We start from the raw sequence: 25,103 nt of genomic DNA, 5'->3' as shown, positions 1-25,103 counted from the left end.
CTTTAGAATTATGGGAGCATAATTGAATTAAAAATAAAGGAATGGTAATTATAATGAATAAAATAAATTTAAAAAAAAGAATAAAACAATTTACATTACTAACTGCATTAATACTTTCGGCAGCAACTTTAAGTACAGCAAATAACATTTATGAAAATCTATATTCTTTTAGATCTAAGCGAAAAGTTGAGAATCCTGATCCAGATTCTGAATTAAAACAAAAGGTTAAGGATAGAATAAGAGATGTTTCAACAAGAGCAGAAGCTGAATCAAGACTGGTTTGGGTCGAACTGCCTGTCTGGAGGCTAAAGGATGGGAAAAAGGTTTCTGACACAGAGAAAATTCAAGTTTTGGATGTTTTGGCAGATGAGGTAAAGGAGATTTTTCACGAGATACATAAAGGAAAGGAAAAATTTCCAATAAAAAGGTTAATTGGATATTCTTGGCGTGGGAACTTAAAAAGTTTGCACAGTACAGGCCGAGCAATAGATTTAAATCCTGAAGAAAATCCGCAGGTAAATAGTAACGGGAAGGCTATTGTCGGAAAAAGCTGGGAACCAAACAGCAATCCATATTCTATAAAACCTGACGGAGATGTAGTGAGAGCCTTTACAAAAAGAGGATGGGTTTGGGGAGCAAACTTTAGAACACGAGATTATATGCACTTTGGCTTTGATGAAATGTAAAAGTTAAAAAGAAAAATAAAAGAGGCGATAAAAATGTTGTTGGGCGGAAATGAAACTACAAGAAAAATTGACAGTTTTGCGATAAATGAATTAAAAATACCGGGCATTGTGCTTATGGAAAATGCCGCAATTTCGTTTGTGAAACATATTGATGAAAATGAGGATAATTTTCTTATTATTTGTGGTAAGGGCAATAATGGTGGAGATGGTTATGCGATTGCACGCCAATTATTTTCAAAGGGGAAAAATGTCAAAATTTTTTGTATTAGTAATGAAAATATGAGTAATGATTGCACGATAAATTATAAAATTTGTAAGAATATGGGAATTAAAATATTTTATGAAATAGAAGAATTGGATAAGTTGCTTTTGAACTGTAATGTTGTTATTGAAGGGATTTTTGGAACAGGATTAAATTCAGAAATAAAAGGGATTTATTGCGAAATTATTGAAAAAATTAATGCAGTGAGTAATAATAAAAAAATTTATTCAATTGACATTCCCTCTGGAATTAATGGTGATACTGGAGAAATTATGGGAATTTCAATCAAAGCTGATATTACAATTTCATTTGTCACTTACAAAAAAGGATTTTTAAATTCGAAAATAAAAAATTACTTAGGAAAAGTCATTATTGAAAATATTGGATTGAATGAAAGTAATATCAATCATTTAATTAATGAATATTATTTGACACCTGAAATGATAAAAAGTTTTCATATAGAACGAAATGAAGATTCTCATAAGGGGGATTTTGGAAAAGTATTGATTTTTGCTGGAAGTAACGGATTTTATGGTGCAGGGAATATTGTTGCAAAATCATGTGTGAGAAGTGGAGTGGGGCTTACAACTGTGATTACTGATAAAAATAACTTTTCATTAAATGTATTCGTGCCAGAAGCTATGAGTTTTCCAATTAATTTTAATAATATAAACGAAAACTTTGAAAAATTACAAAATGAAATCTTGAACAGCGATGTAATTGCAATTGGGCCAGGAATTGGGAAAAGTCAGGAAGCATTAGAAATTCTTGAAAAACTGATTAACATTGAGAAAAATAATAAAGGAAATATGATAAAACTTGTACTGGATGCGGATGCTTTGAATTTATTGGCTGAAAATAGAGAACTTTTTGGGAATATAAAAAATAGAGCTATTTTAACACCACATTTAGTTGAATTTTCACGGCTTACAGGATTTTTACCAGACGAAATTAATAAAAATAAACTTGAAGTAACAAAAAACTTTGCAAAAAAATATGAATTAACTTTGTTGTTAAAAGGTAAAAATACGATTATTACGAATGGAGAAATGCTTTTTGTAAACAGTACAGGAAATTCTCATATGGCAAATGGCGGAATGGGAGATTGCCTAACAGGAATAATTTGTTCACTTGCTGGACAGAAATACGATTTGATACAGTCTGCCAGCATTGGAGCATATCTGCATGGTAAAATTGCAGATGAATTGGTGAAAAGTCAATATATTGTAAATGCGACAGATATAATTGATAATATTTCTAAGTATATAAATAAAATTTTTTAAGTTAATCTCAAAATATTAAAAAAATATTTGAAAAAACAAAGAAAATGTAGTACAATAACATTATGAGTAATTTCACAATAAAAATTAATTTAATTTCAAGAAAGGAGTAAAAATGGCAATATTTTCTAGCAATAAACCAAAAGAAAAAAGAGAAACAACTGATCTTAGCAAGCAATTTTCTGCAAACAATGAGGAAAATGTGCATGGTGTCAGTACAATTTCAATGGAAACAACAATAACAGGAACTATCGAATCAAATTCTTTATTCAAGATGGACGGTGTCCTAAATGGAGATATTAAAGGGAACAAACTTGTTCATATTGGAAAAACAGGAATGGTAAAAGGTAATGTTACAGCTGAAAATGTAATTGTAGACGGAGAAGTATCAGGAGAAATTGCAGCCACTAAAGTTGAAATAGGAAGCACTGGAAAAGCTTACGCTACAATAACTTCGGCTTTATTTGTAATTCAGGAAGGTGGTGTATTTGAAGGAAGAAAGAAAATGAAAGTTGCTCTTATAAAGGAAGAATCTAAAAATACATCAAATTCATCGTCAGTAGAAAAAAATGAAAAAAAAGCTGATGAAGAAGTAACAAAAGCAAAAAATGAAAAATAAAAAATTAAAAACAATTGAACAAAAAATCATAGTCATTGGCTCAAAATAGATTTACGAGTTTGTGGCTATTTTTTTATCAGTTTTTATTTTTTATTCCTGAAATTATTTAATTTTATCTGTTTAATATCAAAAAGGTTGAGTATAAATTGAAATTATGATAAAATCTAATATGTAAATTGATTAAATAAAAAAGGAACGAGATTTAATAATGAAATTTATTACAGAAAATTTATCCGAAATAGAGGATATTGTAAAATATAATAGTGATTTGGAATTTACTGATTATGATAAAAATCTTAAAGAAATAAAACAGAATAAAAATATTGTGATTTTGGGGAATTTTGACGGTATTCACATTGGACATCAGATTATTTTGCAAAAAGCTGTGAAGGAAGCTAAAGAAAAAAATTTAAAGACGATAGTTTATACTTTTAGCGAATATCCTAAAAATCAGCAGACTAAAATAACGACTTGTTCAGAAAAAGCGTATTTATTAAATGAAAATGGAATTGACTATCTCTATTTGGAACAGTTTGAGAAAGTTAGGAATTATTCGGTTGAAGAATTTGTAGAAAAAATAATTGTGAATATTTTAAATGCAAACGAAGTTTACTGCGGTTTTAATTTTACATTTGGAAAAGGCAAATCCGGAAATGCTGAAACACTTGAAAAATTGTTAAGAGAAAAAAATATAAAGTTAAATGTTCAGAAAGCTGTATTAGATGAAAATAGAGAAATTATAAGTAGCACAAGAGTTAGGAATTGTATCAGGGAAGGAAACTTTGAGAAAGTTAGGAAACTTTTAGGGCATAATTTTATTATTCTTGGGGAAGTTGTTTACGGAAAACAGCTTGGACGTATGATAGGTTTTCCTACAGCAAATTTACGATTTGAAAATAAAATTTATCCTAAATTTGGAGTTTATGGTGTAAAAATCCGTATTCAAGGTGATGAAAAAGTTTATAACGGAGTTATGAATATTGGACGAAATCCTACAGTTGATGTAGGTGTATTGAGTGTTGAAACTAATATTTTTGACTTTAATAAAGATATTTATGGAAAAGTTATTTTTATTGAAATTTTGGAAAATATCCGGCACGAAAAAAAATTTGGATCAGTGGATGAGTTGAAAGAGCAGATAGGCAAAGATGTAGATTACTGGAAAAATAAAATATCATACTGGCGTAAGAAATATCAAAAAGAAAAATAGGTAAAATATGGAAAATACAATACAAATAAAAATTGAAAATTTTGAGGGGCCTCTTGATTTACTTATTCATCTAATCGAAAAAAAGAAAATGGATATAAATGCAATAAATATTTCACAAATAATAGACGATTATTTGAACTATATTCATGTACAAAAGGAATTGAATCTAAAAATTAAAATCGAATTTCTGGTAATGGCAACGGAATTAATCGAAATTAAAGCCTATTCAGTGTTGAATAGGGATAAAAAACTTGAGAAAATAGAAAATTTGGAAAAAAAAATAATAGAATACCAGTTGTTCAAGGAGATTTCAGAATTATTTTCAAAGAATGAAAATGAATACAATATTCCTCACACAAGAACAGGAACAGAAAGTATCGGAGCGGAAATAACAGAATATGATATTTCCAGTCTAAGTCTAGATAATTTGTTTAAAAGTCTAAAAAATTTAATTGCTTCCAAATTAAATGATAAAAATAAACTTGAGGAAAAAATGATTATAAATTTGGAAAAAGATGATTATTCGGCTGAAGATGCTCATACCGAAGTTTCTCAAATTATCCAAGCTAATAAACAGGTAGAATTTAATCATCTGCTAAAAAACAAATTTTCCAAATCCAGAATAGTAACTTTGTTTCTCTGTATTTTAGATATGTTTAAGAACGGGGAAATTGATATCATCGTTGAAGAAAACAATTTTTTTATTAAATCTATGAAGAATAAGGAAATATAATAAAAATAAGAAAGGAAATCAATTAATGTTTAAATCTAGTTTTATAGTAATGATAATAAATATGCTAAGCCGTATTCTAGGGCTTGTCCGTGAAATGATTATTGGAAGCGTATTTGGAGCAACAGGAATGACAGACGCATATTTCAGTGCCACAAAAATTCCCAACTTTTTTACAACGTTATTTGGAGAAGGATCGCTTGGTACAGTTTTCATTCCAATTTATAATCGTGGAATCGAAGAACAGGGGAAAGAGAGGACAGATGAATTTGTTTTTTCAGTATTAAACTTAATAGTTGCATTTACATCGACAATGTCAATCTTAATGATTATATTTTCAAGACAAATTTTAAAAATAACAACAAAGTTTACAGATTCAGAAAGGTTTGAAACAGCCAACATTCTTCTAAAAATAGTTGCTTTTTATTTTTTGTTTATTGCACTTTCTGGAGTAGTATCGTCATTATTGAATAATTATAAAAAGTTTGCAGTTGCAGCTTCAATGGGAATTGTGTTTAATTTGACAATTATAATTGGAACGCTTTTTTTGAAAAATAAAATGGGTATTTACGGCTTAGGAATTGCATATTTACTATCTGGTGTTTTCCAACTGACTATGATGTTACCACAATTTTTTCAGATAGTAAGAACATACAAATTTACTTTTAATTTAAAAGACGAGTATGTAGTAGAAATGTTCAAATTAATGATTCCAACACTAATTGGCATTTTTGGCTATCAAATAAACGAAATTATAGACAACCGTTATGCAACAATGTTACCAAAAGGAACTGTTAGTGCTTTAAATTATGCCAGCCGTCTATACTTGTTACCAATTGGAGTTTTTGCCATTTCATTATCAGTAGTAATATTTCCTACATTGTCAAAAGCTGTGATAAAAAACAATATGAAAACAGTACGAAGAGTAGTTCATCAAGGTTTATACATGTTAGCATTTTTAATAGTTCCATCTTCAGTTATATTATTCGGTTATGCACAAGAAATTGTAGCATTGATTTACAAAAGAGGACATTTTACAACAAGAAGTGTAGTTATAACATCCGAAACATTACAATTTTACGCAATTGGGCTATTATTTTTCTCAACAATACATCTTTTAACAAGAAGCCATTATGTATTTAAAGATAGAACTTTGCCTGTAATTTCTTCATTTACAGCAATTGGTATTAATATTATTTTAGATGAGTTATTATATAGACAGTACCTGCACGTTGGACTGACATTCGCAACATCATTTGCTGCAATGGTAAATTTCTTAATTTTATATACTTCGCTTGCAAAAAGATACGTAAAATTACGGACTTTTAAGTATCTCGTAATACTTATTGTTACATTTGCAATTTCAGGATTTTCTTTTTATATTTCCAAAATGGTAAAATTAAATTTGCTTGGAAGATTTGACATCGCAATAAATTTAATAGTATTTGCTGTGATTTACCTATTTATCTGGTTTATCTTAATTTCAATTTTTAGAAAAGATTTAATCGAAAAAATGCTAAAAAGAGTTTTGAACAGAGGTTAAATATGATACAGGAAAAAACTAGATACACAAAGACAGGCAAACGAATAGAAGTCTACGAATTTAAAGCAAAGTTACACCAAAAAGTAGTAATGAGTAAAAATCAGTTTGAAGAGCATATTTTTCCAAAACATCCTGAAATTTCACTGGAAATAATAAAGGAAGTGCTAGAAAATCCAGATTTTGTAACCAAACAGTCAAAATCCCGAAAAGAACATTTTTATCAAAAGAAAATTGGAAAATTAAATTATTTTGTAGTAATTTCCCAGCATAAAAATGTAAAAAATTTAAGATTTGTATTAACAGCCTTTATGGCAAAAGATACAAACTTTTTGAAAGAAAAAAATATACATTACAGATATAAAAAATAAAAGTACAAATTCAAAATTATTATTTACCTAAATTTTAGGTAAATAATAACAATGTAATTTATAACTTTATATTAAAATACAATATTAAGAAAAAAATCATCGTAATAGAAAGCGTATAAGAGCCTAAATTCAACTTAGCCATTATTTTTATTGTCTTATTGTCGATGATTTTTAATTGCTTAAAATCGTTTATTTTGATTTTTCATATTTTCTATTTATGTAAAACATAAATAGAATTTTTATTAATATAGCTTATAAAATAAATAACACAGTACGTTTTTAAATTTTATAAAGTTCTATAAAAGTTCTATTTTTTATACATTATACATTTTTTAAAATATTTGTGTTATAAAAATACTATATTTTATTTTATATTTATAGTATAGCACCTAAATTTTAATAATTCAATTATTAATTAAAGTTTTAAAATTTTTATACAGGCTATTCTTTTTTAAAAAATATAAGTTATAATTATATTAGATAAAAAGTGCTACTGAAAACTATTAAAAAAACAATAAATTATATAGAAAGGAGGAAAGTTTAAAATGAAGAGAATATTATTTCTATTATTAATTATATTTTGCTCATTTAATATAGCAGCAACAGAACGGATTAAATCGGGATATTGTGAAGGGAGAGGAAAAATTTTGAAAAAAAATTATGATTCGGACTCTTTAACAATTTTAACAACATATAAATCATGCCACATTAATAGCACAAAATATAATAACATCAAAGTTTACAGAACTTATTATAATTATAATAAAAATGCTAAAATTCCTACAAAAGAAGTTTTTTCAAGTAAGAATAATTACTGTGCGGATGTAGATCATAATACAGGCAATTTATTAATTTATAGTACTAATGTTGAAGGTGAATGTGAAATGCTACATTAAATTATCTGAGCAGACGGGATAGGAGAAATTTTAGAAAAGTCTTTTTTATCATAGTGATGCTGAACCTAAATAAAATAAAAAATATAGATTTATGTAAAAATAGGAGTTATATTAAATATCTTTTAGATAACTAATTTTTTAATAAGAGATTAATAAATATAACTCCTGATTTTTATTATTTATAGTTTGACAAAACTATTTATTTAATTTTTCCATTAACTGAGCATTCGCATCCTCATACAAATGAGAATATGTATTTATCGTAGTTTGCAAATTATCATGTCCCAGCCGTTTACTGATAGCAGTGATGTCAGCTTGAATAAATAATAAATATGAAGCGTGAGAATGCCTAAAGTCGTGAAGGCGTATTTTGGGTAAATTTGCTTGCAAACTGTATTTCTCTAAAACATATCGAAGCTGTGAACTTTTTAAATTAAAAATTCTGTTATTCTTTATATTTTTTTTATTTCGATTAATTTTTAAAGTTTCAAAAAAATATAATTGTAAATCTGAAATAAGAGTTTCTGGCAACAAAACTTTTCTTATTGAACCAAAAGTCTTTGGAGTAGTGATATAGTCCTTTTTACTTATATGTGAAAGAGTCTTATTCACATCAATAAATTTTTCATTCAAATTTATATCATTTTCCAAAAGTGCCAAAACTTCACCAATCCTAAGCCCAGTCCAAAACAAAATTTTAAAAACAATAATAAAATCAGAATATTTATCATTTTTCTCTTTATTTTCTAGTTCTAAAACTTCAATAAACTTTTCAAAATCATTAATAGACCATATTTTCATTTCCGAACGATTTTTCTTGCTCCCAAAAGCCCCTATATTTTTACATGGATTTTCATTTAAGTCTTGATATTTCGTAGCCCAGTTAAACATGCTTTTTAATGCCGCATAAATATTGGACTTAGAATTTTCGCTAAACAGTTGCCCATTTCCGTGTTCCTTTTCCAGCATCTCATTTTGCCATTCCCGAATCATAAAAGGAGTAATTTTATTCACTTCAATTTCACTAAAAAACGGTAAAATATGCAAACGAAAAAACGTTTCTACAGTATTAACCGCAGTAGGCTTATGTCTTTTACTATAATCCTCAAAATAAAGCTCATACAGCGATTGAAACGTCATATTCATGGACTTAGCAATTTTTTTCTTAAATTCATATTCGTATTCTTGAGCCTCTTTTTTCTTCTTAAACCCTGTCTTTTTGTACTTTTTATTCACACCTTTATAGTCTTTAGCATAAAACATCGCATACCAAGTCTTTCTATCCGCATTATAATAAACCGGCACTTTAAAGTTCTCCTTACCTCTATGATTTTTAATATAATTATACCATATTTTTAAAATTAAAAACAGCAAATTTCATTTGTTTGTTGTTAAAATAATCAGTTATATTTTAATTTTTTTATTTATTATGGTATAATTAATTTAAAGCTAACGCTAAAAAGAAAGCGAGTGTAACAATGAAATTACTAGAAATATTTAAGGATTCTAAAAAGCAGAAAACATCTCAAAATGTAATTGATGATGAGCAATTAAAAATAAATTTTATTTATCCTGAAGATGAAGAAATAGCAAAAATTGTTGAAAATGAAGTTTTGGCACATAGAAATCTTAAACAAATTCTGAAAATAAAAAATGAGTTAGAAGATATTTTAAATGAAAACATAAAACCAGGTCCTTTCGAATATGATTTGGTGGGACACGACTGTACTGGAACATATTACTATGAAAATATCTGGTTTATAGATCTACTTTCAACAATTTATGAATATACAGATAGAAATAAGAGATCTAAAAGGAAAATATGTTGTGAAGCAATTTTAAGTGATTTTTATTATTTTGGAGTTACTTTTCCTGATAAAGTTTATGCAGATAAATTTAACTATATCGAAAATATTTCCGACGAATTTTATGAAAAAGCCCTTTTAGAAGAACAAAGATTAAAAAAGAAACTGTACAAATTTTCTGATGAATATCTAGAAGAAAAAAATACAAAAATTTATGAATTTTGAAATTTCAAGACATAAAAACGAATATGAAAAAGAAGAAATTGCAGAACTTGAAAGTATACTAAATCAAATAATTTATAATATAGACAACGAATCCGAAGAAGAAGATACAAACATCATTAAAAACAAAATCATTAATTTTATTGGAAATAGCAAAACATTTTCATACCAAAGCAAAAATATTTGGATTATAGAACTGGTAATAAAAATTTTAGAAAATTATTCCCAAGATTTAGCCAAATATAGAGCATTATTTTGTATGAAACTTTTAAATCAATTATATCTTTTTGAAATTGAAGATTTAAACGAGTTAAATAAAACTGAGTTTGAAATGATACGAAAAAAATTATATCACTATTACAGATTTTATGACAAATTAAGGATGGAACGAAAGAAAAAGAAAAAGTTTTTGTAAGGATATTGAAATTAAAAGTAAAAGTAATATAATATGAAACATGAATGAGAAGAGAGCAGAAGTGTTTCATATAAGCTTGCAAAAGAAATGATAACATCATAGCAGTATTACTATAATAATATATCAATTTTACAAATATACATAACATATATTATCGGACAGAATTAAAATAAATATATTTAAAATAATTTATTTTATTACGTCCGATAAAATACTTTATATTAATTATTATGTTATGATTATTATGTTATGTTTTTTAAAATATTTTTTATCCCTTTTGTTTTTAACGTGGAATGTCTGGATATTTATGGCTATTTAAGTACATATTTACATATTAATTCTTCCAGTTTTATAATCCCTTCTTAAAGAAATTCTTAAATTCTGAAACTTCTGCAGCAGATTGAGTAATAGATACTGAATATGATGCTCCTTTAACTATACCTGGTTGATATGTCATAGGTATAAATTGAAATGAAATTTCAGGATTAGACACCATACAATACCCCAATGTAGCTTTAGTCTCGCTTTCATTTCTTTTATTAAATATATAAGCCTCACCATATTCTTTTAATTCTGAATCAACAGGAATGACTACAACTTCTCCTTCTTTATATCCCACAATAAAATTACTGTGTTTTGTAATCTTAACAATAACGGCATTAGTAAGTTTTTCCATATGACAATAAATTAATTTGTAATCATTACCATTAGCAACACAGCCATTAAATATTTCTCTCATTCTTGCTTTGTTTTTTTCATTTTCCTCATCAGTAGCTCCTAAAAATGCTTTTTTTACTAAATCTTTAAGTTTCATTGTTATATTTCTCCCTATTTTAATATTTTTTTATTTTTATAAATTTTAATCATAAACTGATAACTTTATATTTAATTCATTACTTATATTTTTATTGTCAAAAGAAAGTAACATTATATCTCTTCATTTAGTCCAAATTATACAATTCATATATCAATTCTTGTGGTATTTTCTCGTCTAACTTCCATAAAATCCTCATTGGTTTATCTCCATAGCTTTTATAATAATTTGCTTTCCCTAGATAAATAAATGGATTTGTTTTATTATTATTCATAAACGCATATTTCCTTATAAATATGTGGACATTATACCCTAATTCACTATGATTAGTAAACATTTTACCAACACTTGAGTTATGAGCTGTTTTAGGTTGGCTTATCCATTGAATTAGATTGTCAGCAAATAAAGAATTATCGTATTTTAAGTTTTCTTGTAAAATATGGGTCTTGTCAATTGTTGCAAAAAGGCAAATATCCTTGTTTGTATTTGCATAACCTGCTCTCCAGCTGCCTTTTGGTACTTTGGAATCCAGCAAAATTTGGAGTTCTATTCTTTTATATTTTTTGTATGGAATCAGAATATTCTCATTAAATATCGATAAATTATTACTTTTCTTAAATTCTGACAATCCTAAATATAGTAATTCTTTTAGACAAATCTTGAAATTATAATTTGAATTTTGAGAATTATCTAAATTTATAAGTTTTAAGTTTATTTCATTGTTATTATCAATTTTATTTATATTTTGAAATATTTTTCTGTAATTTTCAGAGATTTTAAATAAATTATTATTTTTAGAATTTTGTTCTAAAATTTTATCTTCAACTAATTCTCTAAAAATACGATTTACAACGTATTCTTTTTCAAAATTGTTTTTAATATTAAAATAATTTTTATACTCATTAATAGTAATTTCTGAAGTTATAAACTCATTATTTATCAAATAATTTATAATTAAATACGTAAATGGCTCTACAAGTGTCAATTTTTTTTCTAAATATGCCAATAATTCAATTTCTTCTGAATTTAAAGATATTTTATTTTGTTTTAAAATTTCAGGCTTTTCAAATTGCAACTGTGCATTATAAAATGAGCCTAATTTTAAAGATAATTCTTGAAATAATTCGACATTTGTATCAAAATCGCTTACTTTTAAAATTTCATTTTCAGATTTGCCAATTTCTTCTTTATAATCTAAATACAAGTCTTTTAAAATATTTTTAGAATTAAAGTTAATTTTTTCAATTTTTTCAATAATACGATTTTGACAAACTCTATCCAGCTCTACGTAGCATGATTTTGGGATATTTGAAAATTGATTTTTTATTTCGTTTATAATTTTTTCTTTTTTAGTAAATAAAGTATCCTTGTTGTCAACTTCGTTTGAAAAATAATTTATTAGCAAATAATCTTTCTTGTGATTTCCAATAAAATCAATAATTGTGACAAAATCTTTATTTTCAGCCTTTCTTAATCCTCTTCCAATTTGCTGTATAAAAATTGTTGAGGACATTGTAGGACGTAAAAATAGCAGTAAATTAATTGTTGGAATGTCAATTCCTTCGTTTAAAATATCTACTACACATAAAATTTCAATTTTTTTATTTTTAAATTTGTCTAAAATTTCTGATCTTTCATTTGAACTTGTATTTGCTGTAATTACAGCCGATTTATAACCTTTTTTTGTAAATTCTTCCTTCATGAAAAAAGCATGCTCTATATTTTGGCAAAATGCGACAGCACTTAATTTATTACCATCAAAACCAAACTTATTGATTTTTTCAACAATATAATCGGTACGTGTGTTCAGTAATAAATTTTCTAATAATACTTTTTCATTATATTTTCCATTTTTGTAAGGAATATTATCATAATTAATCATATAATCATTTACGCCAAAATAATGAAAAGGTACAATCAAGTCCTCTTCCAAAGCATCTTTTATTCCAATTTCATCCACAACATTATAGTCACAAAGTGAAAGAATATCCTTACCATCCATACGTTTCGGAGTTGCTGTCAAACCTAGCAAAAATTTACTCTGAAAATACGATAATGTCTTTAAATAACTGTCTGACATTGAATGATGAAATTCGTCAACTATGATATAATCAAAGAAATTATGTTTAAATTCATTGTAACAATTTCTTAATGATTGAATTGAGGCAAAAATCATGCTTTTATTAATTTCTTTTACGCCACCGTAAATTCTTCCAAATTCATTTTTATCAATTTTAAGAATTTTTGAAAAGACATTCATTGCATTTTCCAGCAATTCTTCACGATGAGCGATAAATAAAAATTTTATATTTGAAATTTTGGACTTTCCATCATTTGTTTCAAATAATTTATTTTTATTGTTAGAATTAATTTCAAAAAACTGTTTTATATCCATTGCGGCAAGGTAAGTTTTTCCTGTACCAGTTGCAGAAATTACAAGGCCCTTTTTATTTCCGTTTTCTCTTGTTTGCTTCAACTTTTCCAAAACTCTTTTTTGCATGCTGTTTGGAATAAATTCATCTTTTTGTTTTATTTTTGTTTTTCTATAATCAAATGTATTTTGTGTGCTTATAAATTTTTTATATTTTTCATATTCATCAATAAAATCTTCTGTCAATTCTATTGCTTCATTACTGTGCCACAATTTCTCAAATTGATTTAACGATTTTCCATAAATATTAAAAAAACTACTATCTGTCAGTTTCACATTCCATTCTTCTGCTGAATATAAAGCACTTTGGCTAATATTAGACGAGCCAATTATAACACTATGATATTTTTCTTTTTCAAACAAATATGCTTTTGTGTGAAAACTCTCACTTGAATTATTGTAAATCTTTACTTTTATATTTTTATACGACAAAAGTTTTCGCAACGCCTTTGAGTCTGTGATATTTAGATAGACAGATGTTATAATTTCCCCTTGAATGCCTTGTTTTTCAAGTTCATCTAAAGTACTTATTAAAAGCTGTATACCTGAGTATTTTATAAAACTTACTATAAAATAGAATTTTTTACAGTTTAATAATTCTTGTTTTAAATAAATAAAAAAATTACGAAATTTTACTTTTTCGTTTATAATTAATTCATTTATATTTCCGATTATATCGCTATTTTTTCGTTTTAATGGTAATTCAAAGTGAAAATCAGTATTTTGAGTTTTTATTTTTTCTGATTTATCTGTAAATGCCTGATTTAATAAATACAACTGTTTTTCGGTAAATTCAATAACTTTTTGATAATCATTTTTCCCAATAAAATCAAAAATTTTTTCTGAAAATGTTTCCAGAACTTCAAATTCCAAATTTTCCTTGTATTCAGTTATTTCTAAAAAATTACTATTTTTTTCTTCTGTATTTATTAAATTATTTGGCTCAGATTTTTTTGCTAAAATACTCATTTTCACTCCATTTATTTTACTTTAATTCTATTTTTTGACTTTACATAAATATTTTTTCAGAAATTATTCTTTTTCTAAAAATTCTAAAATCCGCTTATTTCCAGTTTTATGCTTCATCATCTTGAAGAAAATTCTAAACATTATTAAAACATCGTAATAACTGCCGTGCAGCTGGCTTTCTTCAAATGGAATATTATAATAATTGGCACATTCCATAAGTTTTGGCCATTTGTAATTTCCGTACGAAGAACCGTTTACTTTAACGATGTCTATATTTGTTAGCATTGTGTCAAATTGATTTTGTAACGGGAAATCTACGAAACTTCTGTCAAATTTTATGTTATGGGCGACAAAATGGCTTGTGTCCTGACAGAATAAAAAGAAATTATCCATATCTTCCTTAAAAGTCAAAGGATATTCAATTCCTGTATTTTGAATGATGCTCTTTCTTTCACTTAAAATTACATCGTCTGTCAAGCCGTTTACACTAACTGCACCTTCATTTAACTCTTCGCCTTCATTTCTGAAATAAAATCTGTTAAATTCCGACACTTTTTTCCACTTATTTCTTTCTTCTCCAGTATTTTCAGAATTATAATTCACTTTTATTGCAGACATTGACAAAACTGAACTTCCCTGAAATCCATTTGTTTCCACATCAAAAAATATTATATTCTTATTTATTTTTTTTTCTTTGTTCACTTTTTTCTCTTTTCCTTATATTTTTACACAAGATATAAAAAATTAATCATTTAGTTTTAATATTGATAAAAACGCTTCTTGCGGTATTTCTACATTTCCGATTGCCTTCATACGTTTTTTACCTTCTTTTTGTTTTTCTAATAATTTTTTCTTACGTGTAATATCTCCACCATAACATTTTGCAAGTACGTTCTTTCTAAGTGCCTTAATTGTTTCCCTTGCAATTATTTTTGTACCTAATGCAGCCTGCAATGGTATTTCAAACTGCTGTCTTGGAATTACATCTTTTAATTTTTCAACGATTGCACGCCCTCTGTAATAGGCATTATCTTTATGAGCAATGAATGAAAAGGCATCTACTGGATTTCCGCTTACCAAAATATCCACTTTTACCAAGTCTGATTCCTTGTATCCAATCATTTCATATTCAAATGAAGCATACCCTTTTGTACGTGATTTTAATTTATCATAAAAATCAATTACTATTTCTGCAAGTGGCAAATCATAACTTATCATTGTACGAGTTTCATCAAGGTAATTCATGTTAAGGAAAGTTCCTCTTTTTTCCTGACAAAGCTCCATTACGTTTCCAACATAATCCTTTGGAACAATAATTGTCCCTTTTACATAAGGCTCTTCAATGTACTTTTTCCCTTCTGGAAATTCCGCAGGGTTGTCAATTACAATCATTTCCCCTTGTTCAGGTGTTACGTTATATTTAACCGATGGTGCTGTTGAAATCAAGTCAATGTTAAATTCACGACGCAATCTTTCTACAACTATTTCCATGTGCAAAAGCCCTAGAAATCCACATCTAAATCCAAATCCCAATGCAAGTGAAGTCTCTGGGGCATAAGATAACGAAGCATCATTCAACTGTAATTTTTCCAATGCTTCCCTTAAATCTTCATAATCATCTGTTGAAACTGGATAAATTCCCGCAAAAACCATGCTTAATGCAGGACGGTATCCTTCAAAAGCTGTATCTGTCGGATTTTTTACATGCGTAATTGTATCCCCAACTTGTGTATCTTTGATTGACTTAATTCCCGTAATAATATATCCAACTGAGCCAACTGTCAATTCATCAACTTCCTTCATTTTAGGCGAAAAAATCCCAACTTCCAATACGTCAAATTCCTTTTCGGTAGACATAATTTTAATTCTGTCTCCTTTTGCAATTTTCCCTTCGATTATTCTAATGTACGTTATAACTCCTCTAAAATCATCATAATGAGAGTCAAAAATTAACGCCTTCAAAGGATTGTTAATTTCTCCTTTAGGTGCAGGAATATGCTCAATAATTGATTCCAGCAAATCTTCAATTCCAAATCCAGTTTTTCCAGAAACAAGAACAGCATCATCTGCTGGAAGCCCAATAACTTCCTCTATTTCGAGCTTAACCTTATCAGGATCCGCTGAAGGTAAGTCAATTTTATTTATTACAGGCAATATTTCCAAATCGTTTTCCAAAGCCAAATACACATTTGCCAATGTCTGTGCTTCAATTCCCTGTGCAGCGTCAACTACAAGCAAGGCCCCGTCACAAGCTGCAAGTGATCTTGATACTTCGTAAATAAAGTCAACGTGACCTGGCGTATCAATTAAATTTAACTCATAAGTCTCCCCGTTTCGAGCCTTATACTTCAACGTAACTGCCTGTGCCTTAATCGTTATCCCTTTTTCCCTTTCTAAATCCATACTGTCCAGCAACTGATCCACCATTTCCCTTTGGGTTACAGTCCCTGTCTGCTCTAAAAGCCTGTCCGCAATAGTAGATTTTCCGTGATCAATATGTGCTATTATCGAAAAATTTCTTTTATTCTTTTGATCTAACATTTATATTGTTTCCTCCGTCTATCATCTTTTAGTATATTTTATAAAATGAGTAACTATTCCATCCGAACCTAGTTACTCAGCATTATTCATATTATATAATAATTTTACATTTTTTCATAGTCTTTAACAAAAATATTTTATCAAAATTTATTTAATTTCAGTTTATTTTAAAAGCTGATTGCCAGACTGAAAAATAAAATAATTTACATTTGACAAAAATTCCCTAAAATATGATTTTGGTATGGAAATAAGTAGTGTTTTCGCTGGAAGTCCGTAAATTTCATAATTTTCATTGTCAAATCCAACTTTTCTAGCAATATTTTTAGAACGGAAAATATGATAATCATTTGTTGTAATCAAGACTTTAATTTTTCGATTTTTTTCATTATTGTTTAAAATATTTTTACTATTTTCAATATTTTTTATCTTCTCAAGACTGAGTCTAAAATTCTCAACAGTATTCTTAGATTTATCCTCCAAAATAATTCTATCCTCACTAATTCCATTTTTCAAAAGTTCCCTTTTTATCGCCAATCCTTCTGCCACATTTTCATTTTTCCCTTGTCCACCAGTTGCAATAACCTTAACTTCTGGATTTTTCTTTAAATATTCCGTTGCAGCCTTTATCCTTTCCATAAGCGACTTAGTCGGCTTTTCTCCTTTTACTCTTGCTCCCAGTATTATTACATAATCTACTTTTCTATTTTCATTTACGGCTTTTCTATCATTTATATATTCTTTTATTATAAAATATTGCACAAAGCAAAATAAAAAAATAAATAAGACAATAGAGATTTTTATTAATGTTATAATTATATTTTTCATGTTTTATTAATTTCCTTAAATTATAATATTTCTATTTTATCCGAATCATTTCTCATTCGATATTTTATGTATTATTATAAAGTTTGTCCATTAAGTTTGTATTCAATTTTTTTCCACTACTCATCTTTCCCATCAGCATCACTTTCTCCTTTTATCAGACTCGCTGGTAAGTATAAAAACAATTCTAACATATTATCTGTTTCTCTTAAATCTTTCAATTTGTGTACTTTTTTAATATTTTTATTTTCAAGTTCATATTCGCTTAATATAGAATCTGTACTTTTGTCAGTTACCATATACAAATAAATTTTTTCATTACTTTTATTCACTAATGTTAAATATCCATTTACTTTTTCCGCTAATCTATCCATACTTTCATAATTTATATATGTGCTTAAAGAAATCATTATCATATTTTTATTTTCATTATCAGGAATAAAACCAAAATTAAAGGGAAAATAATCAGACTTTGGATAAATTATTTCCTTTTTATTCTCTTTATAATAAATTCTTTTAACCATTGGCATTTTATGAATTATTTCAAGCATTTCATTTTCATTTTTTATATTTGATATTTCTGTACTGTAAACTATCTGTTTAGGTTCACAGTAATGCTGATTATAAAATTCAGTAAAAAAGTAACAACTAAAAAAGTATAGTATCACTTTTATTAATCTTTTTAAACTTTTTTGCTTCAAATATCTTGTAATAGAAAATAAAATTAATTGAAATATCGAAAAAATAACATACACATATATAATAACTATATTCCAAAATTTATTCATATCATTAAATCCAGAATATTTCATTCCAAAAATAGAAATACCAATTATCATCGTTACCCAATAAATATTAAATTTTTTTGTCTTTAAAGCGATAATTAATGATAAAGCAACACAAGTTGCCAAATTTGACAATATTATTATTCTGGTTGTATATCCTGAATAACCACTTGAAAATATAATTATATTTCGAAAAAGAAACAGTAAATATACGATATAAATCCCATTTTTAATTTTATCTTTCACATTTTTCTCCATTTTTATTATATCATTCTTTCACGATAGCTGTAAAATCACTCCAGTCCTCAACTTTAAAAGCTCTAATATCCCTTACAGAATTTTTAAACCATTCGATAGATTTTAGTTTTGTTATGGCTTTATAAACTTCAGCTAAAGTATTTTTTTCAGTACTATTCACATATAAACTACCTTGTGTCCATTCAAAACCCAGTATTTCCAATTCCTGTCGAATTTCATCGTAAGCCCTGTTATATGAATCCCCATAATTTTTTTTCAAATCATCAATTTTTAAATCAAATGCAATTGCATACATCTGTATCCCTCCTCTTTTAAATATTTTACAACAATATTTTAGTACATTTTATCATAATTGTCAATTTCTTGTTTTTATTTTTTTATTGATGTTTTATTTAAAAAATACTATAATAAATTATATAAAAACTATTGAAATATTTAAAAAAGGGAAAAAGATGAAAATGAGAATCAAAAAAATAAAAGATAATTTTTATGAAGAGTTAGGAATGAATAAGTATGATTTTTTTGAAAAAGTAGCTGATTATATTGGAAACTTCCCTATAATTATAGATGGCTTTTATTTTGATAATACAAGTGTTGGAGATGGAGAATATTTGTACGCCTCTATAAATAATGTTAGTTACGAAATTGATACTGTATCGAAAGAAGTAAAAAAAGAAAACTCTGGATGTATATATGTTTTTTATTCTGAAGAAAATGAAATTGAAGTTTATTACGAATATGAAGAATTTTTGCTTTATTTTATTACTTATTATTTAAAAAATATCCATTGTTATGGAGATATGATAGGATTTATAGAGCAAGAATTAATAAAATATTCCATTTATAAAAATGAATTTAGAAATTATAAGGTGAATTTAAATGTTAAAAATATTTTTATAAGAGATAATCTTAGAAATTTCCTTTATAATTATAATTTGGATGAAAATAAATATATTTTAGGTCTTATAAATTATCAATTGAAAGAAATAAATTATTGGGATATCAATATAAAAAAGAAATTTTTTTCATATTTATTAGGTTCAAATAATTTAAAAGAATTTCTGAATGAAAATAAGAAAAAATTTATAGAAAAAGAAAAGGATTTTTTTGGAATGTATGATGGTTATGATATAAAATTTGTTGTTTCCGAAAAAGATGAGAGTTTTATAATAGAATATAATAACTATTTTTTGATGAGCCATAATAGTGGAATGAATCTTTTATACGGAAACAGTTATGGTAAATTTAGTAACCTTATATATGAAAATGAGGCAAAAGTACTAATACCAGAAAAATATAAAAATGAAAGAGAAAAGGAAAATATAGAAATAGTTTCTAAAAAAGATTTCTTAAAAGAACTTGAAATTATTGTTAATGCTTATGAAGATATTTATAATGATAATGAAGTTCAAAAAATGTATGAAAACTTTAAAAAAATTTTTTAAATAAAAATACATTATCTTGCAAAAAAGGATAGATGGCATTCTCAGATGAAAAGTGGAAAAGGACAAGTTCATGATTTAATCGAGGCCGACGATGAATAAATTATGGACTGATGATGGCTGAGCAGATTATTTATATTGGCAATCTCAAGATAAAAAACTTTAAAAAGGATTAACGAACTCATAAAAGATATTGAAAGAAATGGAGCATTGAATGGAATAGGTAAATCTGAAGCTTTGAAATATAGAAAAGTATTTAGTTGAAGAATTGACGAAAACTAACAGGCTTGTCTATGCCATTGATGAAAACGGGGTTTTATGGATAATTTCTTGCAGAGGACATTATTAAAATTAATTTTTTACAATTAAAAAGAGTGGATAGTACCACTCTTTTCAAATACTCTGGTTTTTATGAATATTACTCTAATAACATAATTAAAATTAAATCATTTAATTTACTGATTTTCAAATCCGCCTGTATAAAGCTGATAATAAGTTCCTTTTTGTGCAATCAGTTCATTGTGATTTCCACGTTCGATAATTTTTCCTTGATCAAGTACCATTATTACATCGGAATTTTTGATAGTTGAAAGCCTGTGGGCAATTACAAATACCGTTCTTCCCACCATCAACTTGTCCATTCCTTCCTGCACGATTTTTTCTGTTCTTGTATCGATGCTTGAAGTTGCTTCATCCAGAATTAAGACTGGTGGATCGGCGATTGCTGCTCTTGCTATTGATAATAATTGCCGTTGTCCTTGTGAAAGGCTGGAACCATCACCGCTTAAATAGGTGTCGTAGCCTTGTGGCAAGTGTTTTATAAAATGATCAGCATTGGCAAGTTTTGCAGCCGCATACACTTCTTCATCTGTTGCATCAAGTTTTCCATATCTAATGTTGTCGGCAACTGTTCCAGAGAACAAATGTGTGTCCTGTAATACAATTCCAAGCGATTCTCTTAAATCCTGTTTTTTTATTTTTTCAATGTTAATTCCATCATATCGGATTTTTCCAGAATTAATATCGTAAAATCTGTTAATTAAATTTGTAATTGTAGTTTTTCCAGCTCCTGTTGCACCAACGAAGGCAATTTTTTCTCCCGGCTTTGCATAAAGATTGATATTGTGAAGTATTGTATTTTCATCATTATATCCAAATGTTACATCTTCAAAAACAACATCTCCCATCAGTCTTTCATAAGAAATTGTTCCGTCAGAATGCGGATATTTCCAAGCCCATACACCTGTGTGCTTTTCAGTTTCTGTAATGTTTCCATTTTCATCAATATTTGCGTTTACAAGAGTTACATAGCCATTATCTTGTTCAGATGCCTGATCTAGCAGGTTAAATACTCTTTGAGCTCCAGCCGATGCCAATATTACTGATGTTAATTGCTGTGCAATTTGTGAAACTGGCTGATTTATTACTTTTATAAACTGCAAAAATGATACAAGCCCTCCGATTGTAAAGCCTGCAATATTATTAAACACAATTATTGAGCCAAGAACTGCTGTAAGTACAAAGTTTATATTTCCAAGATTTCCAACAGCAGGGCCTAGAATGTTTGCAAATTTCATTGCATTGTTTGCCCTGTTAAATAATGCCGTATTCAACTTATTAAAACGTTCGTCAGCTTTTTTCTCGTATGAAAATACTTTTACAACTTTCAGCCCTTCTATCATTTCTTCCACATATCCATTTACAATTCCGATATTTCTTTGTTGTGCAGTATAGTTCTTTGAGCTTTTGGAAGAAATAGTCTTTGTTGTGATAATCATAATTATAATCATTATTACTACAAAAATTGTTAGCGGGATATTTAAGATGAACATTGAAATAAGAACACTTATAATTGTAATAATCGAAGATATTACCTGTGACAAGCTTTCTACCAGCATATTTCTTAAAGCGTCAATATCACTTGAATAGACGCTCATTATATCTCCGTGTGCATTTGTATCAAAATACTTTATAGGAAGCGATTCCATGTGTATAAACACGTCATCTCTTAACTTTTTCAATGTTCCCTGTGCAACATAAATCATAAATATTTCATAAATATATGTACAAATAACAGCTCCTCCATATACAGCCACCATTTTTAAAATTAAATTGACAAGCTCATTAATAAAATTGGGGTTATTTTTTCCAATATTAGGCATAATGATTCCGTCAATCAATTCTTTTGAGTACATCGTACCAACAACCATCCCAAACGAACTTAGACAAATAAATATAACAACAAACAACGTCTGTATTTTATAATGTCTAAACATGTATCCTAATAATCGTATTAATCCTTTTATCTGATTTTGAGATTGAGAATTTTCAGTTTTTTTATTTTTACTCATTACTTATCACTCCCTTCTGTCTGGGATTCATAAACTTCACGATATATCTTGCTTGTTTTAAGCAGTTCATCGTGTGTTCCTGACGCTGTGATGATTCCATCTTCCAGAACTAATATTTTATCAGAATCTTTTATTGATGATACTCTTTGACCGATAATAATTTTTGTAATGTGTGGCAATTCATTTTTGAAGGCTTCTCTTATTAATTTGTCTGTCTTTGTGTCAACTGCGCTTGTTGAATCGTCTAAGATTAATATTTTTGGAGATTTCAGCAAGGCTCTAGCAATACACAGCCTTTGTCTTTGCCCTCCAGACACATTCGCTCCGCCACGTTCAATGCGAGTATCGTATTTTTTAGGAAATTTCTGAATAAATTCATCAGCTTGTGCCAATTTGCAGGCATGTTCCATTTCCTCATCAGTCGCATTCTCATTTCCCCAACGTAAATTATCCTTTATACTTCCTGAAAACAGCACATTTTTTTGAAGAACCATCGCCACATTATCCCGAAGCGTCTTTATATCATAATCCTTTACATTTACTCCGCCAACTAGAAGTTCCCCATCTAGAACATCATACAATCTTGGAATTAACTGAACAAGAGCTGATTTTGCACTTCCAGTTCCCCCGATAATTCCAATAGTTTCTCCAGACTTTATTTCCAGATTTATTTTTGTCAAATTCAGCACCTCAGGATTATTGCTGTAACTGAAATTAACGTTTTTAAACACGATTGAACCATCTTTTACCTCTGTTATCCCATTTTCAGGATTTTTAATGCTTGACTCCTCATCTAGAACCATCACAATTCTATCTCCAGATGCTCTTGAAAACACAATATTTACAAGCATCATCGCAAGCATAAGAAGACTCATAAGAATATTGGTTGTATAAGCAAAAAGACTTGTAAGCTGCCCAGTTGTCAGCTCATTTACAACAATCATCTTTGCTCCAAACCATGAAAGCAGCATAATACATCCAAATACTGTTATCTGCATTACAGGAGATACGAATATTATAATATTTTCTCCTTTTAACAGCATGCTTCTCAAACTTTCAGTAGCCTTCTTGAATTTACTAGTTTCATATTTTTCACGAATATACGCTTTTACAACACGGATCCCGTTTATATTTTCCTGAAGGCTGGAATTTATGTCATCATACTTTCTTATTGCAGCTGTAAAAATTGGATGTACCTTAAAAATAATAAAGGCTAAAAAGCTTCCTAAAAATATGACTGCAATAATAAATATCATTGACAGTTTCGGACTTATCATAAACGACATAAATATCGCAACACACATCATAAGAGGAGCCCTTACAAATCCTCTAATTAAAAGCTGAAACGAATTTTGAATATTATTTACGTCTGTCGTAAATCTTGTAATCAGTCCAGCTGTAGAAAATTTGTCAATATTTGTAAATGAAAAAGACTGTATCTTAGAAAATAAATCTTTTCTCAAATTTTTAGCAAATCCAGCTGAAGCATAAGAAGCATATTTACTGGCCTGTATTCCACATAACAACGACAACATCGCCACGCCAAATGTTGCAAGCCCCATTACAACAATAAATTTCATATCTCCCTTTCCGTTATTTCCATTAAGCCCATCATCTATAATCACAGCCATAAGTGTTGGAATGAGCATTTCAAAAATAACTTCTGTTCCAATAAACAGCGGTGAAATTAATGCACTTTTTTTATACTCGCCAAGACGGGAAAATAATTTTTTTAACATATAAATAAACACCTCTTCCTTTCTTTATTTTTAATTTTATTTGGTATTAATATAAATTTAAAAGCACGAAACTTATCGGAAAAATAAAAACTCATTTTCATTAATAAATTTCAGTGCTTTTTATTTGTTATTAAATTTAAATAAATTACTTAAATAAAATTACTTAGATATCCAAATGTTCCATAAAATATCTTATCTGCAATCTCCACCAGTCCCAGTCATGAGCTACATCGTAACCCCAAAAATCTACCCATGCCGGAACTTCTTTTTCATAAAGTATATGAGCCAGTTCCCTGTTACTTGGCAACAATTCCTCTTCCCATGCACCTTGTCCGATACATACAATAATGTTTCTATTTCTGTATATATCTAAATAAGGATGATTCCACGGCATATTTCTCAAAAAATCAATAACAGAATTATTGTAAACCAAATCATCTTTGTAATCTCCAAAGAACATCGAAGCGTCAAACATTCCACTTAGTGAAATCAATGTTTCAAATAGTTCGGGCCTCCGGAAGAACAAAATCCCTGCGTGTGCTCCTCCCATACTGCACCCTGTAACAATAATGTCACTTCTCCAAGAAATATCCTGTATTATAGGTACAAATTCATTTGCGATAAAATTATACCATTTTTCCTGCATTTCTATTCTGTATCTTGGATTTCCCTGAAGATCAGACCAGCTTTCCTTGTCGATACTTCCTACACAAAATAATTGCAGTTTTCCTTGCTCAATGTAGTCTGATAGCACGTCCACCATTCCAAACTCTTCATATTGGTTAAAATCTCCGTCTTGTGAAGGAAATACTAAAACTGGCTTTCCAGCGTGTCCATATCTTTTATATTCCATTTCCCGTCCAAGATGATGGCTATATTGTTTTTTATATTCTATTTGCATTCTTTCTCCTTGTG

At 27.9% G+C, this 25,103-nt stretch carries 22 protein-coding genes and 1 pseudogene; 12 read left to right on the top strand and 11 right to left on the bottom strand.

Going from position 1 to position 25,103, the window contains the following annotated elements:
• The first annotated feature begins 53 nt into the window (after positions 1 to 53).
• From K324_RS14030 to K324_RS0100220, 8 genes are all read left to right on the top strand, one after another.
• Positions 54 to 686 (top strand): M15 family metallopeptidase, encoded by a 633-nt coding sequence (locus tag K324_RS14030; protein WP_051354347.1) that lies wholly within the window; start codon positions 54 to 56, stop codon positions 684 to 686.
• A gap of 33 nt (positions 687 to 719) precedes the next feature.
• Positions 720 to 2,231 carry a bifunctional ADP-dependent NAD(P)H-hydrate dehydratase/NAD(P)H-hydrate epimerase gene (locus K324_RS0100250; RefSeq protein ID WP_026747368.1) on the top strand — a complete coding sequence of 504 codons (1,512 nt, stop codon included), beginning with the start codon at positions 720 to 722 and terminating at the stop codon, positions 2,229 to 2,231.
• Between the two features lie 112 nt (positions 2,232 to 2,343).
• Positions 2,344 to 2,847, top strand: coding sequence for a bactofilin family protein (locus K324_RS0100245; RefSeq protein WP_026747367.1), 504 nt, complete (start codon positions 2,344 to 2,346; stop codon positions 2,845 to 2,847).
• Between the two features lie 208 nt (positions 2,848 to 3,055).
• Entirely contained in the window at positions 3,056 to 4,057 is a 1,002-nt protein-coding gene (locus tag K324_RS0100240; protein WP_026747366.1) for a bifunctional riboflavin kinase/FAD synthetase, read from the top strand.
• A 7-nt stretch (positions 4,058 to 4,064) separates the two neighbouring features.
• On the top strand, positions 4,065 to 4,790 hold the full coding sequence (locus tag K324_RS0100235) for a segregation and condensation protein A (RefSeq protein ID WP_026747365.1): 726 nt from the start codon (positions 4,065 to 4,067) through the stop codon (positions 4,788 to 4,790).
• Between the two features lie 25 nt (positions 4,791 to 4,815).
• Entirely contained in the window at positions 4,816 to 6,330 is a 1,515-nt protein-coding gene (gene murJ / locus K324_RS0100230) for a murein biosynthesis integral membrane protein MurJ (protein ID WP_026747364.1), read from the top strand.
• Between the two features lie 2 nt (positions 6,331 to 6,332).
• Positions 6,333 to 6,698: a PBECR3 domain-containing polyvalent protein gene (locus K324_RS0100225; RefSeq protein WP_026747363.1), complete on the top strand. Its 366-nt coding sequence runs from the start codon at positions 6,333 to 6,335 to the stop codon at positions 6,696 to 6,698.
• A 545-nt stretch (positions 6,699 to 7,243) separates the two neighbouring features.
• Positions 7,244 to 7,594, top strand: a complete 351-nt coding sequence (locus K324_RS0100220; protein WP_026747362.1) for a hypothetical protein — start codon at positions 7,244 to 7,246, stop codon at positions 7,592 to 7,594.
• Between the two features lie 195 nt (positions 7,595 to 7,789).
• Here the strand turns inward: K324_RS0100220 and K324_RS0100215 are convergent, their stop codons facing one another.
• Positions 7,790 to 8,899 carry a tyrosine-type recombinase/integrase gene (locus tag K324_RS0100215; protein ID WP_026747361.1) on the bottom strand — a complete coding sequence of 370 codons (1,110 nt, stop codon included), beginning with the start codon at positions 8,897 to 8,899 and terminating at the stop codon, positions 7,790 to 7,792.
• 173 nt (positions 8,900 to 9,072) lie between these two features.
• Here K324_RS0100215 and K324_RS16275 point away from each other — a divergent pair, with 173 nt between their 5' ends.
• Together K324_RS16275 and K324_RS16270 are read left to right on the top strand one after the other, a co-directional pair.
• Complete coding sequence (locus K324_RS16275) at positions 9,073 to 9,624, top strand: hypothetical protein (RefSeq protein WP_248615313.1); 552 nt, start codon at positions 9,073 to 9,075, stop codon at positions 9,622 to 9,624.
• On the top strand, positions 9,614 to 10,036 hold the full coding sequence (locus K324_RS16270; protein WP_248615311.1) for a hypothetical protein: 423 nt from the start codon (positions 9,614 to 9,616) through the stop codon (positions 10,034 to 10,036). The genes K324_RS16275 and K324_RS16270 overlap by 11 nt, the downstream gene beginning before the upstream one ends.
• A 349-nt stretch (positions 10,037 to 10,385) precedes the next feature.
• On the opposite strand, the gene K324_RS0100205 is transcribed toward K324_RS16270, so the two are convergent.
• The 7 genes from K324_RS0100205 to vapD form a co-directional block, all read right to left on the bottom strand.
• Positions 10,386 to 10,850, bottom strand: a complete 465-nt coding sequence (locus K324_RS0100205; RefSeq protein WP_026747360.1) for a hypothetical protein — start codon at positions 10,848 to 10,850, stop codon at positions 10,386 to 10,388.
• Positions 10,851 to 10,977: 127 nt separating this feature from the next.
• The gene (locus K324_RS0100200) at positions 10,978 to 14,250 is read right to left on the bottom strand and encodes a DUF3427 domain-containing protein (RefSeq protein WP_026747359.1); all 3,273 of its coding nucleotides are present in this window, start codon (positions 14,248 to 14,250) and stop codon (positions 10,978 to 10,980) included.
• Between the two features lie 63 nt (positions 14,251 to 14,313).
• Positions 14,314 to 14,952, bottom strand: coding sequence for a 3'-5' exonuclease (locus K324_RS0100195; protein ID WP_026747358.1), 639 nt, complete (start codon positions 14,950 to 14,952; stop codon positions 14,314 to 14,316).
• 42 nt (positions 14,953 to 14,994) lie between these two features.
• Positions 14,995 to 16,791, bottom strand: a complete 1,797-nt coding sequence (gene lepA / locus K324_RS0100190) for a translation elongation factor 4 (protein ID WP_026747357.1) — start codon at positions 16,789 to 16,791, stop codon at positions 14,995 to 14,997.
• 162 nt (positions 16,792 to 16,953) lie between these two features.
• Positions 16,954 to 17,616: a YdcF family protein gene (locus K324_RS0100185; protein ID WP_026747356.1), complete on the bottom strand. Its 663-nt coding sequence runs from the start codon at positions 17,614 to 17,616 to the stop codon at positions 16,954 to 16,956.
• A gap of 116 nt (positions 17,617 to 17,732) precedes the next feature.
• On the bottom strand, positions 17,733 to 18,644 hold the full coding sequence (locus tag K324_RS0100180) for an MFS transporter (RefSeq protein ID WP_026747355.1): 912 nt from the start codon (positions 18,642 to 18,644) through the stop codon (positions 17,733 to 17,735).
• A 22-nt stretch (positions 18,645 to 18,666) separates the two neighbouring features.
• The gene (gene vapD, locus K324_RS0100175; RefSeq protein ID WP_026747354.1) at positions 18,667 to 18,951 is read right to left on the bottom strand and encodes an endoribonuclease VapD; all 285 of its coding nucleotides are present in this window, start codon (positions 18,949 to 18,951) and stop codon (positions 18,667 to 18,669) included.
• A gap of 163 nt (positions 18,952 to 19,114) precedes the next feature.
• Between vapD and K324_RS0100170 the strand changes: the two genes are divergently transcribed.
• Positions 19,115 to 20,101, top strand: coding sequence for a hypothetical protein (locus K324_RS0100170; protein WP_051354346.1), 987 nt, complete (start codon positions 19,115 to 19,117; stop codon positions 20,099 to 20,101).
• A gap of 124 nt (positions 20,102 to 20,225) precedes the next feature.
• Positions 20,226 to 20,447: pseudogene (locus K324_RS16480) on the top strand (type II toxin-antitoxin system YoeB family toxin); the annotation flags it as partial.
• A gap of 106 nt (positions 20,448 to 20,553) precedes the next feature.
• Here K324_RS16480 and K324_RS0100165 read toward each other — a convergent pair.
• From K324_RS0100165 to K324_RS0100155, 3 genes are all read right to left on the bottom strand, one after another.
• Entirely contained in the window at positions 20,554 to 22,449 is a 1,896-nt protein-coding gene (locus K324_RS0100165; RefSeq protein WP_026747352.1) for an ABC transporter ATP-binding protein, read from the bottom strand.
• Positions 22,449 to 24,188: an ABC transporter ATP-binding protein gene (locus K324_RS0100160; protein WP_026747351.1), complete on the bottom strand. Its 1,740-nt coding sequence runs from the start codon at positions 24,186 to 24,188 to the stop codon at positions 22,449 to 22,451. The genes K324_RS0100165 and K324_RS0100160 overlap by 1 nt, the downstream gene beginning before the upstream one ends.
• A 163-nt stretch (positions 24,189 to 24,351) precedes the next feature.
• Positions 24,352 to 25,089 carry an esterase family protein gene (locus tag K324_RS0100155; RefSeq protein WP_026747350.1) on the bottom strand — a complete coding sequence of 246 codons (738 nt, stop codon included), beginning with the start codon at positions 25,087 to 25,089 and terminating at the stop codon, positions 24,352 to 24,354.
• Positions 25,090 to 25,103 lie beyond the last annotated feature (14 nt).

Source organism: Leptotrichia trevisanii DSM 22070 (assembly GCF_000482505.1).
GTDB lineage: Bacteria > Fusobacteriota > Fusobacteriia > Fusobacteriales > Leptotrichiaceae > Leptotrichia > Leptotrichia trevisanii.
This window is presented reverse-complemented; position numbering and strand designations above follow the sequence as displayed.

What these genes read in the sequence shown, in the direction of transcription:
- K324_RS0100155 (WP_026747350.1), bottom strand. Translation starts at nt 25,089, where the DNA reads ATGCAAATAGAATATAAAAAACAATATAGCCATCATCTTGGACGGGAA.
- lepA (WP_026747357.1), bottom strand. Translation starts at nt 16,791, where the DNA reads ATGTTAGATCAAAAGAATAAAAGAAATTTTTCGATAATAGCACATATT.
- K324_RS16275 (WP_248615313.1), top strand. Translation starts at nt 9,073, where the DNA reads ATGAAATTACTAGAAATATTTAAGGATTCTAAAAAGCAGAAAACATCT.
- K324_RS0100185 (WP_026747356.1), bottom strand. Translation starts at nt 17,616, where the DNA reads ATGAAAAATATAATTATAACATTAATAAAAATCTCTATTGTCTTATTT.
- K324_RS0100220 (WP_026747362.1), top strand. Translation starts at nt 7,244, where the DNA reads ATGAAGAGAATATTATTTCTATTATTAATTATATTTTGCTCATTTAAT.
- K324_RS0100170 (WP_051354346.1), top strand. Translation starts at nt 19,115, where the DNA reads ATGAGAATCAAAAAAATAAAAGATAATTTTTATGAAGAGTTAGGAATG.
- K324_RS0100160 (WP_026747351.1), bottom strand. Translation starts at nt 24,188, where the DNA reads ATGTTAAAAAAATTATTTTCCCGTCTTGGCGAGTATAAAAAAAGTGCA.
- murJ (WP_026747364.1), top strand. Translation starts at nt 4,816, where the DNA reads ATGTTTAAATCTAGTTTTATAGTAATGATAATAAATATGCTAAGCCGT.
- K324_RS0100235 (WP_026747365.1), top strand. Translation starts at nt 4,065, where the DNA reads ATGGAAAATACAATACAAATAAAAATTGAAAATTTTGAGGGGCCTCTT.
- K324_RS0100245 (WP_026747367.1), top strand. Translation starts at nt 2,344, where the DNA reads ATGGCAATATTTTCTAGCAATAAACCAAAAGAAAAAAGAGAAACAACT.
- K324_RS0100205 (WP_026747360.1), bottom strand. Translation starts at nt 10,850, where the DNA reads ATGAAACTTAAAGATTTAGTAAAAAAAGCATTTTTAGGAGCTACTGAT.
- vapD (WP_026747354.1), bottom strand. Translation starts at nt 18,951, where the DNA reads ATGTATGCAATTGCATTTGATTTAAAAATTGATGATTTGAAAAAAAAT.
- K324_RS0100200 (WP_026747359.1), bottom strand. Translation starts at nt 14,250, where the DNA reads ATGAGTATTTTAGCAAAAAAATCTGAGCCAAATAATTTAATAAATACA.
- K324_RS0100165 (WP_026747352.1), bottom strand. Translation starts at nt 22,449, where the DNA reads ATGAGTAAAAATAAAAAAACTGAAAATTCTCAATCTCAAAATCAGATA.
- K324_RS14030 (WP_051354347.1), top strand. Translation starts at nt 54, where the DNA reads ATGAATAAAATAAATTTAAAAAAAAGAATAAAACAATTTACATTACTA.
- K324_RS0100225 (WP_026747363.1), top strand. Translation starts at nt 6,333, where the DNA reads ATGATACAGGAAAAAACTAGATACACAAAGACAGGCAAACGAATAGAA.
- K324_RS0100240 (WP_026747366.1), top strand. Translation starts at nt 3,056, where the DNA reads ATGAAATTTATTACAGAAAATTTATCCGAAATAGAGGATATTGTAAAA.
- K324_RS16270 (WP_248615311.1), top strand. Translation starts at nt 9,614, where the DNA reads ATGAATTTTGAAATTTCAAGACATAAAAACGAATATGAAAAAGAAGAA.
- K324_RS0100250 (WP_026747368.1), top strand. Translation starts at nt 720, where the DNA reads ATGTTGTTGGGCGGAAATGAAACTACAAGAAAAATTGACAGTTTTGCG.